The sequence below is a fragment of the Sphingobacterium pedocola genome (assembly GCF_015209965.1).
Lineage (GTDB): Bacteria > Bacteroidota > Bacteroidia > Sphingobacteriales > Sphingobacteriaceae > Sphingobacterium > Sphingobacterium pedocola.
The window spans coordinates 395,255-417,779 of record NZ_MU158691.1 but is presented as its reverse complement, the minus strand read 5'-3'; the positions used below and the strand labels follow the sequence as shown (position 1 = coordinate 417,779).

The 22,525-nt window shown below is 38.8% G+C and carries 20 protein-coding genes and 1 tRNA gene; 6 read left to right on the top strand and 15 right to left on the bottom strand.

Going from position 1 to position 22,525, the window contains the following annotated elements:
• Position 1 precedes the first annotated feature (1 nt).
• Complete coding sequence (locus C4F40_RS17705) at positions 2-502, bottom strand: lipocalin-like domain-containing protein (RefSeq protein ID WP_196940744.1); 501 nt, start codon at positions 500-502, stop codon at positions 2-4.
• Between the two features lie 117 nt (positions 503-619).
• On the opposite strand from C4F40_RS17705, the gene C4F40_RS17700 reads away from it, so the two are divergent.
• Together C4F40_RS17700 and C4F40_RS17695 are read left to right on the top strand one after the other, a co-directional pair.
• Positions 620-1,510, top strand: coding sequence for a cupin-like domain-containing protein (locus tag C4F40_RS17700; protein ID WP_196940743.1), 891 nt, complete (start codon positions 620-622; stop codon positions 1,508-1,510).
• A 1-nt stretch (position 1,511) separates the two neighbouring features.
• The gene (locus C4F40_RS17695; protein ID WP_231390117.1) at positions 1,512-1,883 is read left to right on the top strand and encodes a YchJ family protein; all 372 of its coding nucleotides are present in this window, start codon (positions 1,512-1,514) and stop codon (positions 1,881-1,883) included.
• A gap of 296 nt (positions 1,884-2,179) precedes the next feature.
• Here the strand turns inward: C4F40_RS17695 and C4F40_RS17690 are convergent, their stop codons facing one another.
• The 3 genes from C4F40_RS17690 to C4F40_RS17680 all read right to left on the bottom strand — a co-directional run bounded on the left by C4F40_RS17690 (position 2,180) and on the right by C4F40_RS17680 (position 6,149).
• A complete protein-coding gene (locus C4F40_RS17690) occupies positions 2,180-4,090 on the bottom strand; it encodes an amidophosphoribosyltransferase (RefSeq protein ID WP_196940742.1) in 1,911 nt (636 codons plus the stop codon).
• A 157-nt stretch (positions 4,091-4,247) separates the two neighbouring features.
• Positions 4,248-5,567: an ammonium transporter gene (locus tag C4F40_RS17685; RefSeq protein ID WP_196940741.1), complete on the bottom strand. Its 1,320-nt coding sequence runs from the start codon at positions 5,565-5,567 to the stop codon at positions 4,248-4,250.
• Between the two features lie 249 nt (positions 5,568-5,816).
• Positions 5,817-6,149 (bottom strand): Rieske (2Fe-2S) protein, encoded by a 333-nt coding sequence (locus C4F40_RS17680; RefSeq protein WP_196940740.1) that lies wholly within the window; start codon positions 6,147-6,149, stop codon positions 5,817-5,819.
• Between the two features lie 355 nt (positions 6,150-6,504).
• On the opposite strand from C4F40_RS17680, the gene C4F40_RS17675 reads away from it, so the two are divergent.
• Both C4F40_RS17675 and C4F40_RS17670 read left to right on the top strand, forming a co-directional pair.
• Positions 6,505-7,470 carry a helix-turn-helix transcriptional regulator gene (locus tag C4F40_RS17675; RefSeq protein ID WP_196940739.1) on the top strand — a complete coding sequence of 322 codons (966 nt, stop codon included), beginning with the start codon at positions 6,505-6,507 and terminating at the stop codon, positions 7,468-7,470.
• A gap of 98 nt (positions 7,471-7,568) precedes the next feature.
• The gene (locus C4F40_RS17670; RefSeq protein WP_196940738.1) at positions 7,569-8,126 is read left to right on the top strand and encodes a GNAT family N-acetyltransferase; all 558 of its coding nucleotides are present in this window, start codon (positions 7,569-7,571) and stop codon (positions 8,124-8,126) included.
• A 26-nt stretch (positions 8,127-8,152) separates the two neighbouring features.
• On the opposite strand, the gene C4F40_RS17665 is transcribed toward C4F40_RS17670, so the two are convergent.
• The 3 genes from C4F40_RS17665 to rpe all read right to left on the bottom strand — a co-directional run bounded on the left by C4F40_RS17665 (position 8,153) and on the right by rpe (position 11,999).
• Entirely contained in the window at positions 8,153-8,620 is a 468-nt protein-coding gene (locus C4F40_RS17665; protein ID WP_196940737.1) for a DinB family protein, read from the bottom strand.
• Between the two features lie 157 nt (positions 8,621-8,777).
• Positions 8,778-11,045: an aconitate hydratase gene (locus C4F40_RS17660; protein WP_196940736.1), complete on the bottom strand. Its 2,268-nt coding sequence runs from the start codon at positions 11,043-11,045 to the stop codon at positions 8,778-8,780.
• A gap of 273 nt (positions 11,046-11,318) precedes the next feature.
• Positions 11,319-11,999 carry a ribulose-phosphate 3-epimerase gene (rpe, locus tag C4F40_RS17655; RefSeq protein ID WP_196940735.1) on the bottom strand — a complete coding sequence of 227 codons (681 nt, stop codon included), beginning with the start codon at positions 11,997-11,999 and terminating at the stop codon, positions 11,319-11,321.
• 655 nt (positions 12,000-12,654) lie between these two features.
• Here rpe and C4F40_RS17650 point away from each other — a divergent pair.
• Entirely contained in the window at positions 12,655-14,790 is a 2,136-nt protein-coding gene (locus C4F40_RS17650) for an HD family phosphohydrolase (protein ID WP_196940734.1), read from the top strand.
• Positions 14,791-14,901: 111 nt separating this feature from the next.
• Positions 14,902-14,991 (top strand) — tRNA-Ser (locus C4F40_RS17645).
• 176 nt (positions 14,992-15,167) lie between these two features.
• On the opposite strand, the gene C4F40_RS17640 is transcribed toward C4F40_RS17645, so the two are convergent.
• The 8 genes from C4F40_RS17640 to C4F40_RS17605 all read right to left on the bottom strand — a co-directional run bounded on the left by C4F40_RS17640 (position 15,168) and on the right by C4F40_RS17605 (position 22,525).
• Positions 15,168-16,151, bottom strand: a complete 984-nt coding sequence (locus C4F40_RS17640; protein WP_196937955.1) for an ISAon1 family transposase — start codon at positions 16,149-16,151, stop codon at positions 15,168-15,170.
• A complete protein-coding gene (locus tag C4F40_RS17635; protein ID WP_196937956.1) occupies positions 16,144-16,497 on the bottom strand; it encodes an ISAon1 family transposase N-terminal region protein in 354 nt (117 codons plus the stop codon). The genes C4F40_RS17640 and C4F40_RS17635 overlap by 8 nt, the downstream gene beginning before the upstream one ends.
• Before the next feature lie 275 nt (positions 16,498-16,772).
• Positions 16,773-17,648, bottom strand: a complete 876-nt coding sequence (locus C4F40_RS17630) for a lysophospholipid acyltransferase family protein (RefSeq protein WP_196940733.1) — start codon at positions 17,646-17,648, stop codon at positions 16,773-16,775.
• Between the two features lie 160 nt (positions 17,649-17,808).
• Positions 17,809-18,729 (bottom strand): DUF6268 family outer membrane beta-barrel protein, encoded by a 921-nt coding sequence (locus tag C4F40_RS17625; protein ID WP_196940732.1) that lies wholly within the window; start codon positions 18,727-18,729, stop codon positions 17,809-17,811.
• Between the two features lie 221 nt (positions 18,730-18,950).
• Positions 18,951-19,571, bottom strand: coding sequence for a porin family protein (locus tag C4F40_RS17620; protein ID WP_196940731.1), 621 nt, complete (start codon positions 19,569-19,571; stop codon positions 18,951-18,953).
• A gap of 137 nt (positions 19,572-19,708) precedes the next feature.
• Positions 19,709-20,464, bottom strand: coding sequence for a LytR/AlgR family response regulator transcription factor (locus tag C4F40_RS17615; protein ID WP_196940730.1), 756 nt, complete (start codon positions 20,462-20,464; stop codon positions 19,709-19,711).
• Positions 20,465-20,541: 77 nt separating this feature from the next.
• Positions 20,542-21,549, bottom strand: coding sequence for a sensor histidine kinase (locus C4F40_RS17610; RefSeq protein WP_231390115.1), 1,008 nt, complete (start codon positions 21,547-21,549; stop codon positions 20,542-20,544).
• A 193-nt stretch (positions 21,550-21,742) separates the two neighbouring features.
• Complete coding sequence (locus C4F40_RS17605; protein WP_231390114.1) at positions 21,743-22,525, bottom strand: TIGR03915 family putative DNA repair protein; 783 nt, start codon at positions 22,523-22,525, stop codon at positions 21,743-21,745.

Here is a 22,525-nt window from a genome sequence, read left to right as displayed (position 1 = left end):
TTTATGCAGAAATAGATATGTCCTCGACGTCTTTCAGCACCTCTTCTGCCACCTCTTTTTCTACTTTCTGCCAAGTAATATATGAATGTACCAGTCGACCATCCGACAAAATAGGATCCAATGATTTCTGATATAAAATATCTCCTTCAAAATCAATTTTCCGCAATTGTTTTCCGCCTTCCCAATTTGGGAACAACGAAGTCTGAATGGTATACAAAACGCTTGCTGTTTTATTATCGACAGTATATTTACCACTAAAAGCAATATAGCCACGCATTCTTTTTTGTAACTCGGTTTCTGTTGCATGCATACGATCTCCAGAAACATATTTTTGCTCTTGAGTGCCAGAAATCTGAACAGACATATGACCATCCGGCGCATAAATCAATAAGCCCTTTGGAGATTTCCCCATTGGAAAACCCGAATCTCCACCATCTAAAGGGAGTTCTATATAAGATAATAAACGCCACGTCCCTACAAGTTCATTTTTTAGTGATGCCATATGCTATTATTTTTATTGATAACGCTAAAATAGACCAATTAGTTTGTCACAAAATCGTGGTATTGTCATTTTTCTTTATTAAAAATTTAGTATCTTTAGAAAAAGGCTGTGACTGTTATGATTTTATCACCTATAGATACTATATCGCATATTTCCAAAGAAAGTTTTATTGAAAACTATTTCAAACCTCAAAAACCAGTTTTGATTAAGGGACTTGCAAAACAGTGGAAAGACTTTGATAAATGGAATCTCGATTACATTTATCAAAAAGTAGGCGACCAAGAAGTAGGATTGTACAACAATAAACCAGCAGATCCAAATAAGGCTACAGACGAACCGGTTATCAAGATGAAGTTCAAGGATTACATCAACCTTATTCGGTCAACACCTTCCGACCTTCGGATATTCTTTTATATCATAACAGATCATCTCCCTGAACTATTAAAAAATTTCACGTACCCCGATTTAGGTTTCAAATATTTCAAACGTATTCCTACTCTTTTTTTTGGCGGTAGCGAAGCACGCGTATTGATGCACTATGACATTGATTTAGGCGATCTCTTACATTTTCAATTTGAAGGCAGGAAACGGGTGGTACTTTTTGCACCCGATCAAGCCCCTTTCTTATACAAAGTCCCTCTTTCAGTACACACCGTATATAATATTGACTATGAAAACCCAGATTACGAAAAATTTCCAGCACTTCAATATGCCGAAGGCTACGAAATTTTCATGGAACACGGAGACGCGTTATTTATGCCAAGCGGATATTGGCATTTCAACCGCTATTTAGAAGCTGGATTTTCTATATCGTTACGGTCTTTTCCCACGCACCCATCTCGTTTACTAAATATGCTTAATGAGGTTTTTGTTATTCGCTATACTGATAAAATCATGCGTAAGCTTTTTAAAAAGAAATGGGTAGATCATAAACAACGTAAAGCATTTAGGAGAAGTCAAAAAGCACTTCAAAACCGCCTTAGTACACTTTCAACGTCTAATAATTAATATGAAATGCCCTTGCGGAAACGAGCAGGATTTCAAATCATGCTGTGAACTAATACACCGCGACATTTCCAAAGCTGAAACCGCTGAAAAATTGATGCGCGCTCGATACGCGGCTTTTGCAGTAGGCAACATTGATTTTCTCTACGATACCTTTCATCCTACAACACGGCGGTTACAGCATAAAAAAGAAATTGAATCCTGGGCAAAGCAAAACAAGTGGATGCAGCTTGAGATTCTAAATTCGACGCGCAGTTCTGTCGAATTTAAAGCCCATTACTTAGACCAAAACCTCGATGCACAAGTGCATCATGAAAAATCAAAATTTAAACAAATCCAACATATCTGGTATTACGTAGGTATGTTAATAAATTAACTGTTAACATAAACTTAATTTTATATTCACGCATACCTAATAGGAGACACGTACATTTGAATAAACAAAAAACATCATGTTATGATAAAAGATTTAGAATTAACATCATTAGAAATCTTCTTAGAGAAGGCCGAATTGCTTTACGATGGAGATGATTACGTCGTATTAGAGGACTAAAACGACCACTTACTTAAACACACTTGTTTAAGTAATTAAATTTGAAACAATTATAATTCATACATATAAAAAAGGCTAACCTTATCTAAGGTTAGCCTTTTCTTATAGAAATATATTAGTTAACTGCTAAAATACGCACGTACGTTTTTACCTTCCATCCAGTTCATAAAAGCTTTGTTAACCACCTTATTACCTCCAGGAGTTGGGTAATCACCAGAAAAATACCAATCACCTTTATGGTTAGGACAAGCGATATGTAGATTATCCAAAGTCTGGAAAATAACTTCTAATTCTGCTTTCAGATCGTGCGGTCTTACAATAGCAGCGATTTCTTTAGAAATTTCTTCATCCGTAAACGGTTCATAAATCGCCTTAACATAATTTTCCACTTCATCTTTCGGTTTGGTAATAGACGCCAAACATTTTTGGTACACCTCCTCAATAATATGAGGCATCCCTTTTTGTTTCAATAAAGATATTGCCGCTTCAAACGCTACAAACTCTCCCATACGAGACATATCAATACCATAACAATCTGGATACCGTATTTGCGGAGCAGAAGAAACAACAACTATTTTTTTCGGATTAAGACGATCTAAGATCGTCAAGATCGATTGCTTTAAAGTTGTCCCCCTAACGATCGAGTCGTCTATAGCTACAATTGTATCTTCATGATCCTTAACGATTCCATAGGTGGTGTCATACACATGCTGAACCATATCTTGCCGGTCTGCATCTTGTGTAATGAATGTACGTAACTTTGCATCTTTTACATTTAGTTTTTCAAAACGAGGATGTAAATTTAAAATCTCTTCCAGTTCTTGATCAGAAATTTTATCGTCACGTTTTAAGAGTGCATTTTTTTGAAAATCGCGGACATATTGGTTTATTCCCTCCATCATTCCATAATACGATACTTCTGCTGTATTTGGGATGAAAGAAAAAACAGTATTGTTTATATTTTTATCAATAGCATCCAAGACTTGTGGACACAGTAAATGTCCCAATGCTTTCCGCTCCTTGTAAATATCCGCATCTGAACCGCGAGAAAAATAAATGCGTTCAAAAGAACAGGATTTTTGCTCTGCGGGTTGTCTAAACATCTCCTCTGTTACGGTGCCATCCTTTTTCGCGATTAGCGCGTGCCCCGGCTTGATCTCTTTAACCGCATGAAGAGGAATATTAAGAGCAGTCTGAATGACTGGTCTTTCCGAAGCCACGACTAAAATTTCATCATCTTGATAATAAAAAGCCGGACGAATACCCGCCGGATCGCGCATTACAAATGCATCCCCATGACCAAATATTCCCGCAATTGTATACCCGCCGTCCCATGTCTTTGCAGAACGGGTTAGTATTTTGGCGACATCCAGATTCTTCCCGATCTGCGCACTGATCTCTATATTAGAATATCCCTCTTCTTTAAACTGATCAAAAAGCTCTTGATTCTCGTCATCTAGAAAATGGCCGATTTTTTCCAATACGGTGATGGTGTCCGCTTGTTCTTTCGGATGCTGTCCCAGGTCGTATAGTTGTTGCAGAAGCTCATCAACATTCGTCATATTAAAATTGCCCGCCACTACTAGGTTACGCGTCATCCAATTATTTTGACGTAAAAAAGGATGGCAGCTTTCGATGCTATTCTTACCGTGGGTGCCATAGCGTAAATGCCCCAGCAAAACTTCCCCCGTGAAACTAACATTATCTTTTAACCATTGAGTATCCTTTGATTCCTCTGGATAAGCTTTATTTACAGCAGCAAATTTTTTCTGAACGTATTCAAAGATATCCGCCACCGCAGTTGATCCCATTGCCCTATATCTACTGATATAGCGATGGCCCGGTTTTACGTCAAACTTAATGGTTGCGATTCCCGCTCCGTCCTGACCACGATTATGTTGTTTCTCCATAAGAAGATACAATTTATTAATTCCGTAATAGGGCGTACCATATTTTTCTTGATAATAAGACAGGGGCTTTAATAGTCGAATAAGTGCAATACCACACTCGTGTTTTATAGCGTCGCTCATAGCTTGAATTGATGCTGCAAAGGTAATAATATTTTAAAGATTATCCACACAGGAAAAAGTATCTATTTACGAGATATGACATTCCGTACATAAAAAACAAAACCACGGTTTCAGGAGAAACCGTGGTAATAATTCAGGTAAAAATTGAGGGAATATTTTAAAGTTTTTCTCCGTGTTGCGACAAATCTAAACCAATTTCTTCTTCTTCATCTGTAACACGTAACGGTGTAACCGTATCCGTAAGCTTCAATAAGATAAAGGCCATTACTAATGTAAAAACAGTAGCTCCAATTAAACCAATTACGTGCGCTACAAATAACGACGTTTCCCCAAAAAACAGACCGTTTGACTCAACAGCTGAATTTATCGATTGATGCGCAAAAACTCCTGTAAGCAACATACCTACCATACCTCCTACACCGTGGCTTGGAAACACGTCCAGTGTATCATCCAATTTCGATTTTGTTCTCCAATCGATCACCAAACGGCTAACAATTGCCGCTACCGCCCCGATGACCAACGAGTGCGGCACCGTAACAAACCCTGCTGCCGGTGTAATAGCGACCAAACCTACTACAACTCCTATACACACTCCCATCGCCGACGGCTTAACTCCTCTTGCCGCATCAAAAAAGATATACGTGAGGGCTGCTGCTCCCGAGGCGGTAGACGTAGTTGCCAATGCAGTAGCAGCCAACTGTGAAGCTCCAAATGCAGACCCTGCATTGAAACCAAACCAGCCGAACCATAGCATACCGGTACCCAATAATACATATGTTATACGTGCAGGCGTATGTTCTTTAAAATCTTTACCTTGTTTGAGGTATATCGCCGAGGCCAATGCGGTAAGACCTGCCGACATATGCACTACCGTACCGCCTGCAAAATCCAATACACCCATTTTAAATAGGATACCATCAGGATGCCATGTAGCATGTGCTAACGGCGCGTAAATAAACACAAAAAACAATCCGATAAATAAAACATACGAAGTAAACTTAATACGTTCCGCAAATGCCCCAGTAATTAAAGCCGGCGTGATAATTGCAAACTTTAGCTGATACATCGCAAACAACGTAAACGGAATGGTAGGCGCTCCCCCCCAGGGTTGCCCATCTAAAACTCCGTTAAACATAAAATAGGTTGTCGGATCTCCAATAATCCCCCCCACCGAACTTCCAAAAACCAATGAGAATCCAAATACTACCCAAATTACGGCTACTACAGCCATGCATATAAAACTTTGCAACATGGTTGAAATAACGTTTTTCTTCTTGACCATACCTCCATAGAAGTAGGCTAAACCTGGCGTCATTATCAAAACTAAAGCCGTTGAAGCTAACATCCAAGCCACATCAGCACCATTATATTCATATTCTGTTCCGTCGCTAGGCAAAGAAGGATTAAAAAAAGCCAAAACAACAATAAAAAACATCAATAAAATTGGTAAAAATGATTTTTTCCCTGATAAACTCATAACATATTATAATTATTTGAAGCAAAAATACATTTTTATTGATAAAATAAAACAAAACACCTAGTTTTTTTTTGATTATTTTAAAAAAAATAATCAGTACTTAATAAAATACTAGAAGCACAAATCACAATATTAAAAAGTTACCCTCAAAACACACCTCTCAACCAGAGTACATCATTATTACCCCTTTAGTTACACGTAAACTTTGAAAAGAACGAAAAATAAATACAACCAACATCAAATAAACCTTCATCCAAAAATTCTAGACCATATATTTTCCTTCAGACCGACATAAAGTATATCATCAACTTCTTTGAGTGGATAAATTTGAATATAATTACCCTGTCCTATTGCTCCCCTTCCGTCTATCAAATTAAATCGGTGTCTATGATAAGGGCAAACCACTTCTTTTCCTTCACACCAACCATTTTCCAGACTCGCTCCTGCATGTGGGCATTTTTTTGAGAATGCAACCCACTGGTCTTCATTCCAAACCAAACAAAACGACTTCTCGGGCAACTCGACAAGCCGGATTTCAGATGTTTTCGAAAGATAGTGACGGGGTATTTCAATCCATTTCATATGTAAATAGTATGTTTGTCAGTTCCTCTACAGCGAGATAAATATTTCATTGGAAACCATTTCGATAAAAATTTATCATGCCAGTAACAATTAAATATTATCTTTAAACTTAGATAATATACGTTGCATCCACAAACCGAACATCATGAGTTCATTCATACCGACAAAGACAGACAACAGTACAAAGACAGATACAAATTACTGATCACAACAGCTTTAACATGCATAAACAGTGCTATTTTCAGTATAGCGGGATACAAATTTAAAAGACGATGAGCTCCGGGCCCACCTGCCGGCACACATTTAACCAGTGGATTAGGATTATTAAGAATAAAACATACAAAACAACTAGAAAGTGTCTAAAGATTTAAAAAAAAGGTTTGACAGAATAGTAGAAATCCTCATACAATTACAATCCAAGCGTATCGTTAAAGCGAAAGAGCTTTCAGATCGGTTTGAAGTGAGTCTCCGCACGATATACCGAGATATAAAAAGTCTGGAGCAGGCGGGGGTACCCATTATTGGCGAAGCAGGTACGGGTTACAGCCTAGTTGAAGGATACAGACTTCCTCCCGTAATATTTACCAAAGAAGAAGCAATGAGTTTCGTTGCTGCTGAAAAACTGACGCAAAAATTTTTGGATAAATCCATTAGTGACCATTTTATTGCGGCTATGTACAAGGTAAAAGCGGTATTAAAAATTAATGACAAAGATATCGTAGCCGCGATAGAGAATCAGATTGTCATGAATAAGAGCAATTATGATATTTTCAATCATGAAGTCCCTCATGCATTTACCACCTTTTTCGAAAGTATCGCAGACCGGAAACAAATCAAATTATGCTACAGGGGCGTCTCCGATGATCTACCACAAACCCGCATTATTGAACCTATAGGCCTGTTTCATGAAAGCGGTTTTTGGTATATCGCTGCTTATTGTTTAAAACGAGAAGCCTATCGCCAATTTAGAGCCGACCGCATACATGCAATAACGCTAACTTCCGTGAATTACTCCAAAGAACATATCTCCATCGGAGATTTTTTAGCGGGCCGAACCGAATATATTCAGCGAACACATGTTCGAATTGCAGTAGACAAAGACATTTCCGGGTATCTACAATGGGAACGTAGCTTTTACGGGTTCATATCTCAAGAAGACAGAACCACGCACGTAGAAATGACATTTGAAACCCGAAATATCGACGTGTTTGCAAGATGGTATATGATGTTTGCAGATAAAGCCATCATTATAGAACCAGATATATTAAAAGAAACTGTACGTACACTTATCAGCAAGAGTTTAAAAAAAATTAATACCTAGCAACAAACACCTGGCAGAAACGTTGATATGTTGGATAGTTGATCTTTCTATCATCGTAAAATCCATAATTAACATATACATCAACTAATTCATAGCATATGATCATTATTGATGAAAACATTCATTTAATACCAAGCAGTGTATCACATGCCAAAGCTTTGTTTGAAGCAGTACATTGTAGTAGAGTACATTTATCCAGCTTTTTGCCTTGGGCACAAAACATGAAAGATATTGGCGACCTGTCAAACTACCTAGCAAAATGCAATATGCTTATCGAAGAAGGAACAGAAATTAGCTATGAAATCATCCTCAGCAACCAAATTGTAGGAAGAATAGGCCTCCATCATATCGACAGACACAATCAACATGCCTCTATAGGTTATTGGCTTACAGAGTCAGCACAGGGCCGAGGAATAATCATTCGAGCCTGTAGACATTTGATCGACTATGCATTTAACACGCTCCATTTAAATCGAATAGAAATATTAGCTGCAAGAGAAAATTTTAAAAGTCAAGCTGTCCCACAAAAGCTGGGCTTTTTCAAAGAAGGGGTATTACGACAGGTCGAAAAAGTAAACAACAAGCTGCTTGACCTGGTGGTATACGCTGTATTAAAAGAAGATTGGGATAAAATGAATAACCAAAAACACCGCTAAGTAATTTAGCGGTGTTTTTTTGATTATTACCTATCCCAGAAAAAGGGAGGTTCGATATTTAAAGCTCTCAGATAGACAAATCCCTGTGCCCGGTGATGAATCTCATTATCAATAAAATATTGGATATTTTGAATAACGGGAAATGCATATTCACCAAATAAATTAAAATTTTCGTGAAAACGCTCTTCCGATATCTGACTGTACAATTCGTTAATCCGAGGAGTCTCCAAATCCCATTTCGCCAACAATTCTTCCTTTGCATTTAAGGGAAGATTATGGTTGTAACCGTCGGTCGAATTATTTACGATCCCCTCAAGTCCCGGCCCCGCTATAGATAATAGCTCTTTTACCAATTCGGAAAATGTACGCATTCCTCCTATGGAAAAAGAAAATAATTCCTGTTCCGGAAACTTCTCAATAGTCTTGCGAGTTAGCGTACGATGGCCTTGCCAATGATTTAACAACTCTTCTTTTGAAATGATTGCTTTGTTCATATTCTTTTATAATTTAATTGTATCGTTATTGATAGATCAAAGGTACAGCCTGTATTGACAGCCTCTTGTCAGTAGCGATTTCATTATCAAAAAATAAGCACAAAAAATCCCCATCTTTTCAGAATGGGGATTCATTTTAATTTTATAAACCTAACGTTTAATTAGCTTGGTTTCTACGAATGATGTTTAATGCACCGCCAGCTTTAAACCATTCAATTTGCTGCGCATTATATGTATGATTTACTAAAATTTCTTCTGACGAACCATCAGCATGATGCAATACAATCGTTAAAGGTTTGTTTGGTGTAAATTCTGTCAAACCAACGATATCGACCGTGTCATTTTCCTGAATTTTATCATAATCATCTTTGTTCACGAAAGTCAATCCCAACATACCTTGTTTTTTCAAGTTTGTTTCGTGGATACGTGCAAAAGATTTTACCAACACCGCACGAACACCTAGATGACGTGGTTCCATTGCAGCGTGCTCACGTGAAGACCCCTCACCATAATTTTCGTCACCTACTACGATTGAACCGATATCAGCCGCTTTATAAGCGCGCTGAGTAGCAGGTACAGGACCGTACTCACCTGTTAGTTGGTTTTTAACAAAATCTGTTTTATCGTTGTAATAGTTTACTGCACCGATCAACATGTTGTTGGATATATTATCCAAATGTCCACGATATTTCAACCAAGGACCGGCCATAGAGATATGGTCTGTAGTACATTTACCTTTCGCTTTGATCAATAATTTCAAACCTTTTAAATCCGTGCCTTCCCAAGCAGCAAATGGCTCTAACAATTGAAGGCGATCAGAGGTAGGAGATACATCAACAGTTACCGATACACCATCAGCAGCCGGAGCTTGGTATCCTGCATCTTCCACAGCGAATCCTTTTGCTGGCAATTCATCACCAGTAGGTGGATCCAATTTAACCTGTTCGCCATTTTTATTCGTCAATGTATCCGTTACAGGATTAAATCCTAGATCACCTGAGATGGCAATAGCAGCAACCATTTCGGGCGAAGTTACGAAAGCATATGTATTTGGGTTGCCATCAGCACGTTTTGCAAAGTTACGGTTGAAAGAGTGAACGATTGTGTTCTTCTCTTGTTTATCCGCACCTGCGCGATCCCACATACCGATACATGGGCCACAAGCATTTGTAAAGATTGTAGCATTTAGATCTTCGAACGTTTTTAATAAACCATCACGATCTGCTGTATAGCGCACTTGTTCAGAACCCGGGTTAATACCGAATTCAGCTTGTGTTACCAACCCTTTTTCAATGGCTTGTTTAGCAATTGAAGCCGCGCGAGACAAATCTTCGTAAGAAGAATTAGTACACGAACCAATAAGCCCCCATTCCACTTTTGTAGGCCATCCATTTTTAGAAGCCTCCTCACGCATACGTGAAATTGGTGTATATAAATCCGGTGTGAATGGACCGTTCAAAGAAGGTTCTAATTCTGATAAATTAATTTCGATTACTTGATCAAAATATGTTTCTGGATCGGCATACACCGCTGCGTCAGCAGTTAGGTGTTGCTTGATCGCATTGGCTGCATCAGCTACATCGGCGCGATCTGTAGAACGCAGGTAGCGCTCCATAGATTCATCGTAACCGAATGTTGACGTTGTAGCTCCGATCTCAGCGCCCATGTTACATATCGTACCTTTACCCGTACAAGATAACGATTCCGCACCCTCTCCAAAGTACTCAACGATGCATCCGGTGCCACCTTTTACGGTAAGTAAACCAGCCACCCTTAAAATCACATCTTTAGGAGCAGCCCAACCGCTCAATTTACCGGTAAGTTTTACGCCTATTAATTTTGGAAATTTAAGTTCCCAAGGCAATCCCGCCATCACATCGCATGCATCTGCACCACCCACTCCGATAGCGAGCATACCTAAACCCCCAGCATTCACTGTATGTGAGTCTGTACCGATCATCAAGCCACCCGGAAACGCATAGTTTTCCAACACAACTTGATGGATAATACCGGCTCCCGGTTTCCAGAAACCAATACCATATTTATTTGATACCGAACTTAAAAAGTTGAATACTTCCGAACTCTCTTGTTTAGCCCGCGTTAAATCCTGCTCTGCGCCATCACGAGCTTGAATCAAGTGATCACAGTGAACAGTTGACGGAACAGCCGCTTGCGGACGTCCCGCTTGCATAAACTGCAGTAAAGCCATTTGAGCCGTCGCATCCTGCATCGCTACGCGATCCGGAGCAAAATCCACATAGGATTTACCACGCTCATAAGCTTCAGAAGCATTACCATTCCAAAGGTGGGCATACAAAATTTTCTCCGAAAGTGTCAATGGTTTACCTACAATCTCACGAGCTGTATTGATGCGCTCATCGTATTGAGAATAAACCTTTTTGATCATGTCTATATCAAAAGCCATTTATATAAAATTTTTAATTTACTAAGTTTAACGACTTACTGAATAAGCCATCGATTTAATCTTCACACAAAAGTACAAAAAATCAAAGTTTTAACGCAATTAAATACCGTTTTGACTCAATTTGGAAAAATTCTAAACAAGACATTGGGTAAACTATAAAATACTAAAATTCAAATACTTAATAACAACTAAATTAAAGCAAATATGCCTTGTTAAAGCGAAGTTATAGAAAACAGATGTCTAAAAACCTCATTAGCGTAACATGTGCATCAACTAAATAAGTTGCAGATTCGCATCGATCGCTTTGAGTTCTTTTATGGTATCTAATGGGGCACTCGAATTAAATACAAAGGAGCCAGCTACCAGTACATCAGCACCAGCGCGGATTAATTTCGCCGCATTCGCTATCGTCACCCCACCATCTATTTCGATCCGCAGGTTATCATTAACTCCGGCAGCCAACGTACGCAGTTCCCTAATTTTTGTATACGTATTTTCTATAAACTTCTGCCCGCCAAATCCAGGATTAACAGACATCAAACACACCAAATCAATATCCCCGATTACATCTTTCAATAGCTGCACGGACGTATGCGGATTTAGTGCAACTCCGGCTTTACAGTCTAATTCTTTTATCCCGGCAAGGGTACGATGCAAATGCGTACATGCCTCATAGTGCACAGTGATAATCTCTGCTCCATTCTCTTTACACGTCTTCAGATAACGATCAGGATCGACGATCATCAAATGTACGTCCAGTGGTTTTGTAGCATGTTTTGAAATAGCTTGCATCACAGGAAATCCAAAAGAAATATTAGGAACGAAAACGCCATCCATTATATCGATATGAAACCAGTCTGCTTCGCTTTCGTTGACCATCTGAATATCCTTACTCAGGTTTGCGAAGTCTGCCGCTAATACAGATGGAGCAATAAGGTGTTTTATAGTTGACATAAGTCTTTATTTTTTTACAAAGATAAGGATATTCCACTTTTCTTTAGAAGACAACTTCTCATTATATCGCACGATCTAATCCTTGCCAGTTTCTCACGACATCGGCATAGATAGTAAACTAAGACTTTATATAAAGTAAACATATAAATTCATTATCAATGCTATGAAACTATAGGTTAAAAGAAGTTTCGAAAGTTCCCACTACCTAAGCAACAGTCCTTTTAACACCTCTTAAGGAGAATAATTCGTTTTAAGAACATGCAAACCATGAAATTAATTTGATTTTGGCCTATAATGCAGGAATGTGAAAGTTATAATTCTATTTTTTAAAATCCTCCCTTCATTTATCTGGGCAGGTTTTTTGTAAATATATTATATATATAAATCCAGTTATAAGTTGATTTTAAATTGATTATAAAAGTAAAAAAAACTGATATAATCAAAATCTATATCTTAATTTAGGTATTATCTTCCTTCTTTCTGCAGTAAATTAATTAAATCATACCATGCTATTTCGGCCTGTATTAGGAAATCGCTCCGTCTAGTTAATCCAACAATGTGTATTTCAATGGCGTCCAAGAGCACACTGTCGGTTTGTGAATACAGCGCATTTTATCTAAGTTTGTTTAAGAACTATTTACATTGCTTTTTTATAGTGGCTAAGCTTAAAATAAATTACATAAACTCGAAACTACAGAACAATTCTACCGTCTTAAAATACGGTATGGTTATTCTTACGGTTTTACTGATTTGTATCTTCCTACCCAAGCAACCTCGTTTCCGATATGAGTTTCAAAAAGGGAAGGCATGGAATCATGAAAACCTTATTTCTCCTTATAACTTTGCTATTCTAAAAACCAAGGAAGAGCTCGACAGGGATAAACAGCAAATCTTAAAAACCGTTCAACCGGTATACAATTTACAGGTATCGATCAGTAAAGAACAGATCGATCAGTTTGTTACTGATATTGCCGAAAAATGGCAAGCATCACAGCTGGATACGATTGAAACGCTCGATATCGAAGATTATAAAGATTCTGGTTTAGCGCTTCTCAATTATATTTACAATAGAGGTATAATTTCACTTAATAATCGGTATCAAACGAAAGGAAAGGACTCAGATAAAGTAGACCCCACGGAATCGAATTATAATTTCACGTTGATGAATGATAATGTAGCACAGCAAAAGAATACGGCTGATTGCTTCACTATTGAAATGGCCAATAACTACATCCAACAAACATTGGCCAAGAGCAGGAAAATAACACATAAAACCTGGCTTACGGAGGTTTTGAAAAATTATGTCACAGTCAACCTGATCTACAACGAAACCCTTACCGATAAAATTGAACAAACTGCTTTGGCAAACATTTCTACGACAAGAGGAATGGTTCAAAAAGGAGAACTGATAACCGAAAAAGATAAAATCATCAATGGCGAAACCTATCAAAAATTAGAGTCCCTGAAGAAGGTTTTCGAAGACGAAGCCAAAATAAGTGGGAATCAAAATTATGTAATACTTGGCCAATTTTTAATTGTAGGATTAGCCATGAGTCTACTCATGGTATTTCTATTCTTTTTCCGTCGGCAGATATATAATAACAACCGACTGCTTTTAATCGTTTACATTGTAATTATATCTATGCTGGGCGTACTCTCTTGGGCAATAAAAATCCAGATCCCCAGCCTCTATTACATCCCCTATTGTGGAGTACCTATTATATTTCGCATCCTATTCGATACCCGGGTAGCGCTTAACATCCATTTATTGATGGTATTGGTTGCAGCCCTTTTTGTACCAAATAGTTATGACTTTGTTTTCTTACAGATCATGGCAGGATTGGTAGCCATCTACAGTATCAAAACTATGGTAAAACGGGAGCAATTCCTGATTTCCAGCGGCTTAATCCTTGCCACCTATATCATTGCTTACATTGGTTTGGTACTTACACGCAACGGTTCTTTTCAAAATATATATTGGAACGAGCTAATTCCATTTATCGTAAGTGTAGGGCTCACGCTGTTGGCCTATCCCCTTATTTATGCATTTGAAAAACTTTTTGGCATTGTTTCGGATCTTACATTGATGGAGTTAACAAATAGTAATTCCAAGTTGTTGCGAGAACTATCACTGAAAGCACCCGGCACATTCCAGCATTCCTTGCAGGTAGCAAATCTGGCCGAAGCGGCTATTTATAAGATCGGAGGCAATCCGCTACTTATTCGTGCGGGAGCATTATACCATGATATAGGTAAGATGAGCAACCCCCTATATTTCATTGAGAATCAAAAAACCGGCGCCAACCCACACGAAGAGTTGACCCCAGAACAAAGTGCTCAAATTATTATATCACATGTTTTGAAAGGAATAGAAATTGCACGTCGCAATCAACTACCTGAAGTAGTTATTGATTTTATAAGAACACATCACGGCACGACCCGGGTAGATTATTTTTACAATATGTTTATCAAAAATAATCCCGAAAAATTAGTCGACGAAACGATATTCCATTATCCCGGTCCGATTCCGTTTTCAAAAGAAACTGCGGTATTGATGATGGCAGACTCTGTTGAAGCCGCGTCAAGAGCATTAAAAGAACCTACACAACAGTCCATCAGCAAATTAGTTGACAAGATCGTTGAACATAAATTAATGCAAAAGCAATTTGCTAAATCAAACATTACCATGAAAGATATCGGCGATGTATCTGAAATTTTCAAATCGATGTTGATGAGCATACATCACGTACGCATTGACTATGATTTGAGTAAGAAGAAAGAATCAGGTTAAAATAAATTGATTGTCAGAAGGTTAATTTAAACGGTCATTTTTTTATTAAAAAAACGGTATTTTGACTTTGCAGAATGAAAATTTTGATTTATGTTTGCACTGTCGAAACCCGGAGAGGTGCCTGAGTGGCCGAAAGGAACAGTTTGCTAAACTGTCGTACTGGAAACGGTACCGCGGGTTCGAATCCCGCCCTCTCCGCCAAGACAAAATAAAGCCCAGCTGCAAAGCTGGGTTTTGTTGTTCATGGACTTTTGCAAGCCCGCTTGGACAAAAGGACTTAACAACAAAATCCTGAACGGAGTGAAGGGCTTTATTTTGGATTGAAGCCCCCCCCCCTCTACGGGGGATCATACCGAAAGTTTGGGGGGTAATCCTTTTTAAGCATATAATTTCATTACCCTATAAAGAAAGAATTGGGTATCTCTAACCCCACGGAAGATACTTCTGAATGCTTTTAGTTTAGCATTAAAGGATTCTGCAGAAGCGTTTGTACTTTTGTTATCGAAGTAATGTAGGATATAGGGATGATGGGCAGCGATAGATCTGGCCACGCTTTCAAAAGATGCTATTCCTGAAGCTTCTACCTGATTATGCCATAGACCAAGTTTGGTAAAAGCGACTTTCTTGTCTTTGCATTTCTGGAAGATATCTCCCAATGCTATTCCCAGATCATGTGCTTTTTTGAGAAGAGGGAATCGTAGAAATAAGAGTTCTGCCCGGTGCTTTTGACTCTCGGTCCATCTTGTGGGATGCTTGAATAACAGATATCTAGACCTTGCCAACAATTGTTTAAGGGTATCACCGTTGGATAGCACTCCAGGGTCATAAGGAATACCGCATTTACGTGCCTGGGCAATCTTTTTACTTTCCTCATCTAACACCTGCCAGCGGTATCTGATACGAAGTTCCTGAACAGCATCATAAGCAAGTTTTTGTACATGAAACCGATCGATAACCCTTCGAGCATTCCGAAAACACCTACGGATAGCTTTTGCCATATTGGGAGCCATATCCATCGTTACTTCTTTAACTTTGTTTCTTAGCCTGAGTGGAATACGCTCTAATACGGTGATAATATCTTCTGCCTTTGTTCCTCTAATGGTGGCTAGAATAGTCCCCTTTTTGCCTTTGGAGGCTTTGCTGGTGACGATAGTATAAAGTTCGCCATTGCTAAAACTGGTTTCATCAATACTGAGCTGTGGGGATATATTGCCAGGAAATACAGTCCAGTACTCCGCATGAGGTTTTTGGTCCCAATCATGAAAGTCGCTCAAGTGATTCTTATACTGATCTTGAAGTTGTTTGCCATCCAGCTGAAACAGAAGCCCAAGAAGATGGGCACTGATCGGATAGTTATCCAAATATTCCCTTTAAAAAAAGCCCGAATTCCGTAGTCATTCGAGCACCTTCACGAACCAGGTTCCAATCCCGGGTAATGATTTTCCGGGTATCTGACACCGTCCAACGCCTGCGTTTAATGTGAAGAGTAACTTTCTGACCCCGAATCGGAAAGTCTTTAATCTCTGAAACAGGCATAAAGCCCTTGGATGCTAGTTTAGTGTTTTCATATCCTGAAGGAGCAATATTTTTTTCATCCAAATGGATGTGAAGTTCTTTGTCCTTCTGGACAACTTCCATGATATCGAAATAATCTAACAGCCCTTCGGGCATTAATAAGGCCAATAGTCTACGTTCAGCGTCTTGCAAGGTAATATGTTTTAAGACTGCTAAACTAAGAATTTATTTATCTCTCCCCAAAGATTCAGCTTGATCCTCTACGGGATCATGAAATAATCCCGCCCTCTCCGCCGAGACAAAATAAAGCCCAGCTGCAAAGCTGGGTTTTGTTGTTCATGGGCTTTTGCAAGCCCGCTTGGACAAAAGGACTTAACAACAAAATCCTGAACGGAGTGAAGAGCTTTATTTTGGATTGAAGTCTAATAGCCGACGGATGAGAATCCGCAGGGCTCGAACACCTTATTTCATCCTTTCCATCGTTTGTGTGTCCATAGCCATCCGTATGGCTCCTCCTTGATATTTTCTGTTAATAGGTCAATGTACTTATGAGTGATTTCGCCATCGTTCATAGATTTTGCGTCAGCACATAAGGGCATGCACTTTATTTTGTAACTCCCTTTCGAGAGCTGCGTAATATGTAGGTAAACAACTGCCGCCCCGCTTATGTGTGCTAATTTTTCTACGCCCGAAAAGACATAAGTCTGCTGATTTAGCAACTCGAATTTGTATTTATCTTCCTTTATCCGGGGACATTGATCAGCTAGGAATAAATAGAGGGCAGAAGATGCTCTTCGCGTCAGCATATGACGTACAACTGCGCTGTCAGGTATTAACCGCATACCAAAACGAGACCGGAGTTTAATCATAAACCTGTTTATGATTACCGATCTGAGGGGTTTGTAAACGGCATATATATCATGGCGCATTTTATATGGCATAAAATTCAGCATCTCCCAATTGCCACAATGTCCCAAACATGCGATAACATTTCGCCCAGAGTCTATATACTGATCTATTAATTCCAGATTTTCAACTCTTATTTTCTTATCAAGGATTTCCGCCGGAACAGAAACCCCTTTAATAATTTCAGCAAAATAGGAGGCAAAGCACGCGTAGAACTTTTTTACAATTGCATAAATTTCCCCGTACCGTTTATCAGGAAAGGAACGCGAAATATTTTGAATTACTACAGTTCTTCTGTACCCAATAATGTAATATGTAAAAAAACAAGTAACGGAAGCCATCGTATACAGAAAAGTCATGGGCAGCAGACTTAGCACATAGGCAACAGCATAAACACTTCTATATGCAACAGTTTGTAAGGTTTGCTTCATTTTCATCTAATTATTTTTATTGATCTCTAGTCTCTTTTAATGGCATCAATGAGATCGGTTTGCTTCACAACTGCCTTCGGCGGTCGCTAAATTTTCAATGGTTGATGATAACTCCGTATAATGTTACCCCGTATATCAATGCTATTTACATCTCAATTTGAGCCACTTAGAATTTCATTTTCAAACCAACTGATGCGTATGGAGAAATAGAGAAATAATAATCATTGTCACCTGCAAATACCCCCTTTAAAGTTCTATCGCTGTAAGAAGCAGGGCGGTACAGGTTTAGCCCCGCCATAGCAGTCATCAATAATCCTTTTTCACCAAGCTTTATTTCAGGACGGAACCCTGTGACAATATATTGGTGAGAGAATATCACATCTTTTCCGTCCTTTTCCAACAGTGCAACCTGTCCATTCATTTCAAGGGCATACGATAGTTTGAACTTGTCATTGAAATCATAGCCCGCCGACACTTCCAAACCCTCTACCAGCTCGATATTTACGTCAAATTTCCCTTGGGTCTTCCACTTAACGTAAACGGCGGGAAATAGCATCGGATAACCTAAAGAGCTGTTTATGGCCACACCACCGCCAATATCCAGATTAGGATTCAAATGGCGGATAAAAACTGCACCTCCGCTTGCAAGCACGTTTTTGAAACCTATTTTAGAAAAATCGACAGAAGGCGTAAACACCCCTATCCCGACGCTTGCCCTCATCGACCACTTGTCGTTCAACGGACGCAGATGGTAAACGCCCAATTGTAAATTCATGATTTCAGATACCATGTGTTCCGAGAAGTTTTGGTTTTTCAAGGAAACGTAGGATCCGCCAAAACCAACACCCCAAGCAGTCGGGCGATTGTTCTCATTCGTTTTCAGAAATAACGGAATACTGACCGCTCCTTGGTAAACCATGGCGGAACCTCTGTCGTCACCAATTTTTTCTCTTGGTTTCTCGCCCGGCGGCAGATAGTAGTAGCCGGAATTTCCAATGTACTCTGTCTTGAAAGACACCTGTTGCGCTTCTACCTCCAGACATGGCAGCGTTACCAATGCTGTTAAGAATAATGATATTAACTTCATGTGATTTTTTTTTAGCTTATTCGTTGTTTTGAGCAAAAGAATAAGAAATGAAGCAAAGCAGAAAGCAATAAGCTGCAGACTTCAGAATTAGCAGGATGAAACGTAGCATAAACCGGATGGAATAAATTCAATAGAAGCCATTGCGTGCGGAATTCAGACATCAGGCTTTTTGCATGAGCATAAACTCCGGTACGCAATCTGTTTTAATGGCTTCTTAAAATTTAGAATTTATATGCAATTCCGATAGATGCACCATGGCTTTTCATCGAACCTCCCTTGGCTTTATGCAGATCTGCAAGCCCAAATTGATAACTTGCATTTATTTGCCAATTCTTATCGAAGTCGTAACCAATAATACCTCCGACACCATAATCAAAACGGTTCATGGCAGGCTTTCCTATCTCGCCATTCTTTCCGAACAGGTTTACACCATCAGATTTAGCACTGATTCCATAGCCGATATAAGGACCTGCTCCTATAAAGGCTTTTCCGCCACCTAGCTCGCCTTGGACAATACCATAAACAGGCATCTCTACGCCGAAAGACTTAAATTTGTAGGATGATTGATCCGTCTTGGATTCCAACGTCGAGGTCTTATAATACACATCAATACCAGATTGCAGGGCAAAAGTTGTACTTAGGTCATATTTTATGAAACCGCCCACCGAACCGCCGAAGTTCATTTTACTTTTGAAGCCGTTCATATCACCCCCTAAGCGGTAATTGGATAGGTTTGTTCCAACTTTGAAGCCAAATGATACAGGCTTGTCCTGTGCCCATAATTGAGTGGAAAAAATTAATGCTCCTACTGCAAAAAGAAATGTTACTACGTTTTTTTTCATTGTTCTAAAATTTAATACTTGTTTTTAATTAGAACAAAAGAACGATGAACGAGGCAATACCAAAAGCGATAAAGGATAGGCTTCAGAATTTACGGAATGAACTGCAGCATTCAAGGAATTGAATTTTCTGTACCAAGCTATCCCATGATCCCATCCATCCATTTCAGGAAGTCCGGAACACGCACACGGCTTACCAAAACTTCATGAGGACATTCGGGTAAAAAGGAAAGTTTCAGCCGGCTATTGAAGTATTTGGCAACATTTTCAATTGCTTTTACATTCCCGATGCAATTACGAGATACACGGAAAAACAAACGGCTATCAAGCTGCTGTTCTAACTGGTCTAAGGTATAATTAATGATATAGCGCCTATCGTTGCACGTATGAAGGAAGACAACTCCGTCTTCGCTGTAAAAATGAGCAATATCCGTGGTTTCAATATAGTGATAATTTTCCCCTTTCGATATTAGGAAACGGTTTTTTGCTTTAACAGGTAGCATCTGCTCGAAACGCTTGGGGTCTGTTATGGAGGTGTGGTTATGAAAGATATTTTCAAATTTAGTTAATGCCACCTCTAACTCATTTTCATCGAAAGGTTTTAACAGGTAATCGATACTGTTCAGCTTAAACGCCTTGATAGCATGCTCATCATAAGCGGTAGTAAATATAACAGGCGTGATAACCTCTACGTGATTAAATATCTCAAAGCAGTTGCCATCTGCCAGACGGATATCCATAAGAATTAAATCCACGACAGATTCTTTCAGAAATTTGATGGTATCTGTGACTGTTTTAGTTTGCTTCTCCAACAAATAACCGGGGCGCAATTTCGTCATCATACGCTTCAGTTCTTCATATGCGAACCGCTCATCTTCTACTATCAGGTAGTTCATATGTAAATAGTTTGTTCGTTAAAGACCATATGGAATATCCAGATTATGTGTATTCGTGTTTGGCAATCATGGATATTTCATAACTGGATATAAGGGATTTTTACAATAAATAGATCTCCGGTATGCGTAACGATGACATCTTTGGCATACAGCTTATATTGCTTGGTAATGTATTTAAGTCCGATTCCGCCTTTATCTACGCCGCTAGCTGGTTGAATGTTATTCTCAATCGTAATAAAATCGTTATCAATCGTGAGTTTTATTGCCAGTAGCGATTCTTCGGTCGCGATATTGTGCTTAAAGGCATTTTCGATAAGCAATTGGAGGGTAAGCGGAATAATTTTGTTCTTTTCGCAGTCGGCTATCTTGTTTACGGTAAAAGTGAAGGAGTTTTCAAACCTCATTCGCATAAGGAAAATATACGAATCCAGGGCGTCTAATTCTTCTGCTACCGAAACAACCGGCTGCCGGGTAAGTGAAAGTACGTACCGATAGGTCTTTGAGAGGGCTTTTGTGAATTTATTGGCATTATCCGGATTTATATATATCAATGAGGAAAGTACATTCAGCGAATTGAAGAGGAAGTGCGGGTTTATCTGCGACCTCAAGGTTTCGTGTTGGAATAACAGCACCTTACGTTTCGCTTTTTCAGAATCGGCTATTGCTTTTTGTTCCGACTGGAAATAATAGATTAACTCAAATACCAGCAAAATGGGAATATTGGTGGTCATGGCAAAGGCAAATTTAACAAGGAAAGTGGGCATGCCTTCCCGGGGGATAAGAAATACATGATAGATCATGTAATTAAATATCCATAATATTACCAAACATATGAGGGTGATGCCGATCAGGCCTGCTACTATACGATAAAATATGTTTTTTGAATAAGGTAAATACTTATTTAAAAATAGTAATAACCCATAATCAGCTATGCACATCGTAAAGATTACGATATAATGGGCTGATAACTGGATATGAAAATTATTCCATAAATCTTCTTTCATTAGAATAATACTGAAAAGCATCTGGCACAAAGCATATATCAGTGTGGAGAAGAAAAAGATAAACAGTTTTTTTATATTCATTTCTTTTATCTGTGCCATTTTTCAAAAGTAAAATTTCCTACTAAGATTTATTAGAAATCTACTGTTTTTTCTGATGAACTTCATTTTTTAGTCGATGAACTTAACAGATGGTGCTCGCTGTCTGTTATATGATTTTCAAAGTTCGCAGACTTTTAAGGGTTCATGTAACTTGCTTCCGCTGCTTAGTATTCAATTATCCTCCCATTTCAATTTTCTCATTCAAATACTTCCAATATCGTTTTGGCACATGCTGTATATGCAGTTTAAGGTTTTTACGCTCCCTAATATTGACCGATTTGAAATATTGATTCCACAATGTACTGTATAGTATTTCCGACTCATGTCCCGCTAAGGAAATCGATTTTTGATCCAACCTATTTTCTGTCCCAAACTCAATTTCTTGCACTTCACCACCATCATAAAATAGCCCATACTTACGCTTTACATCATATATTATCCATTTCTGATCGGCATATCGATCTTTGAAGTGTTTGCTTATTAACGGCAGCACATTAAAATCAGGCTCCGCAATTGCAAAATAAACACCATCTTTCAGCAATTGAAAACGTATAAAAGCCTTCATTCGATGCCGTTCCCTAGACACAGATTTCACGATCTTCTTTACTTCCAGCACATCCGCATGTGCATAGTTTTTAGAAGCCTGCTCTTTTACACCCAGATAATATTGTACAGTTCGCAAAATCAGCAGCTCCCTACCCTCTTTTTCAGAAAGAAAGACATGATATAGTTCCAGATACCCCTTTTTGCCAACGCTAGTAATGATCCCTTTTGTAACACGGGCAGATTTGATATCCTCCGTTACAACGTGAATTAAAGCCGAGGTGAATAAAAGAGACTGAATCGCATTATTTTCCGTTACTATAGCACTAATACTGTATTTGTAAGCATATACATCGAATATTAGCGACAGCAAGCCTTTCCAGGTTCCGTCATAACACAATGCCTGTTGTCCCAC

Excerpts from the sequence above, each read along its gene's own strand:
- C4F40_RS17705 (WP_196940744.1), bottom strand. The coding sequence starts at position 502 with ATGGCATCACTAAAAAATGAACTTGTAGGGACGTGGCGTTTATTATCT.
- C4F40_RS17700 (WP_196940743.1), top strand. The coding sequence starts at position 620 with ATGATTTTATCACCTATAGATACTATATCGCATATTTCCAAAGAAAGT.
- C4F40_RS17695 (WP_231390117.1), top strand. The coding sequence starts at position 1,512 with ATGAAATGCCCTTGCGGAAACGAGCAGGATTTCAAATCATGCTGTGAA.
- C4F40_RS17690 (WP_196940742.1), bottom strand. The coding sequence starts at position 4,090 with ATGAGCGACGCTATAAAACACGAGTGTGGTATTGCACTTATTCGACTA.
- C4F40_RS17685 (WP_196940741.1), bottom strand. The coding sequence starts at position 5,567 with ATGAGTTTATCAGGGAAAAAATCATTTTTACCAATTTTATTGATGTTT.
- C4F40_RS17680 (WP_196940740.1), bottom strand. The coding sequence starts at position 6,149 with ATGAAATGGATTGAAATACCCCGTCACTATCTTTCGAAAACATCTGAA.
- C4F40_RS17670 (WP_196940738.1), top strand. The coding sequence starts at position 7,569 with ATGATCATTATTGATGAAAACATTCATTTAATACCAAGCAGTGTATCA.
- C4F40_RS17665 (WP_196940737.1), bottom strand. The coding sequence starts at position 8,620 with ATGAACAAAGCAATCATTTCAAAAGAAGAGTTGTTAAATCATTGGCAA.
- C4F40_RS17660 (WP_196940736.1), bottom strand. The coding sequence starts at position 11,045 with ATGGCTTTTGATATAGACATGATCAAAAAGGTTTATTCTCAATACGAT.
- rpe (WP_196940735.1), bottom strand. The coding sequence starts at position 11,999 with ATGTCAACTATAAAACACCTTATTGCTCCATCTGTATTAGCGGCAGAC.
- C4F40_RS17630 (WP_196940733.1), bottom strand. The coding sequence starts at position 17,648 with ATGAAAATGAAGCAAACCTTACAAACTGTTGCATATAGAAGTGTTTAT.
- C4F40_RS17625 (WP_196940732.1), bottom strand. The coding sequence starts at position 18,729 with ATGAAGTTAATATCATTATTCTTAACAGCATTGGTAACGCTGCCATGT.
- C4F40_RS17620 (WP_196940731.1), bottom strand. The coding sequence starts at position 19,571 with ATGAAAAAAAACGTAGTAACATTTCTTTTTGCAGTAGGAGCATTAATT.
- C4F40_RS17615 (WP_196940730.1), bottom strand. The coding sequence starts at position 20,464 with ATGAACTACCTGATAGTAGAAGATGAGCGGTTCGCATATGAAGAACTG.
- C4F40_RS17610 (WP_231390115.1), bottom strand. The coding sequence starts at position 21,549 with ATGAATATAAAAAAACTGTTTATCTTTTTCTTCTCCACACTGATATAT.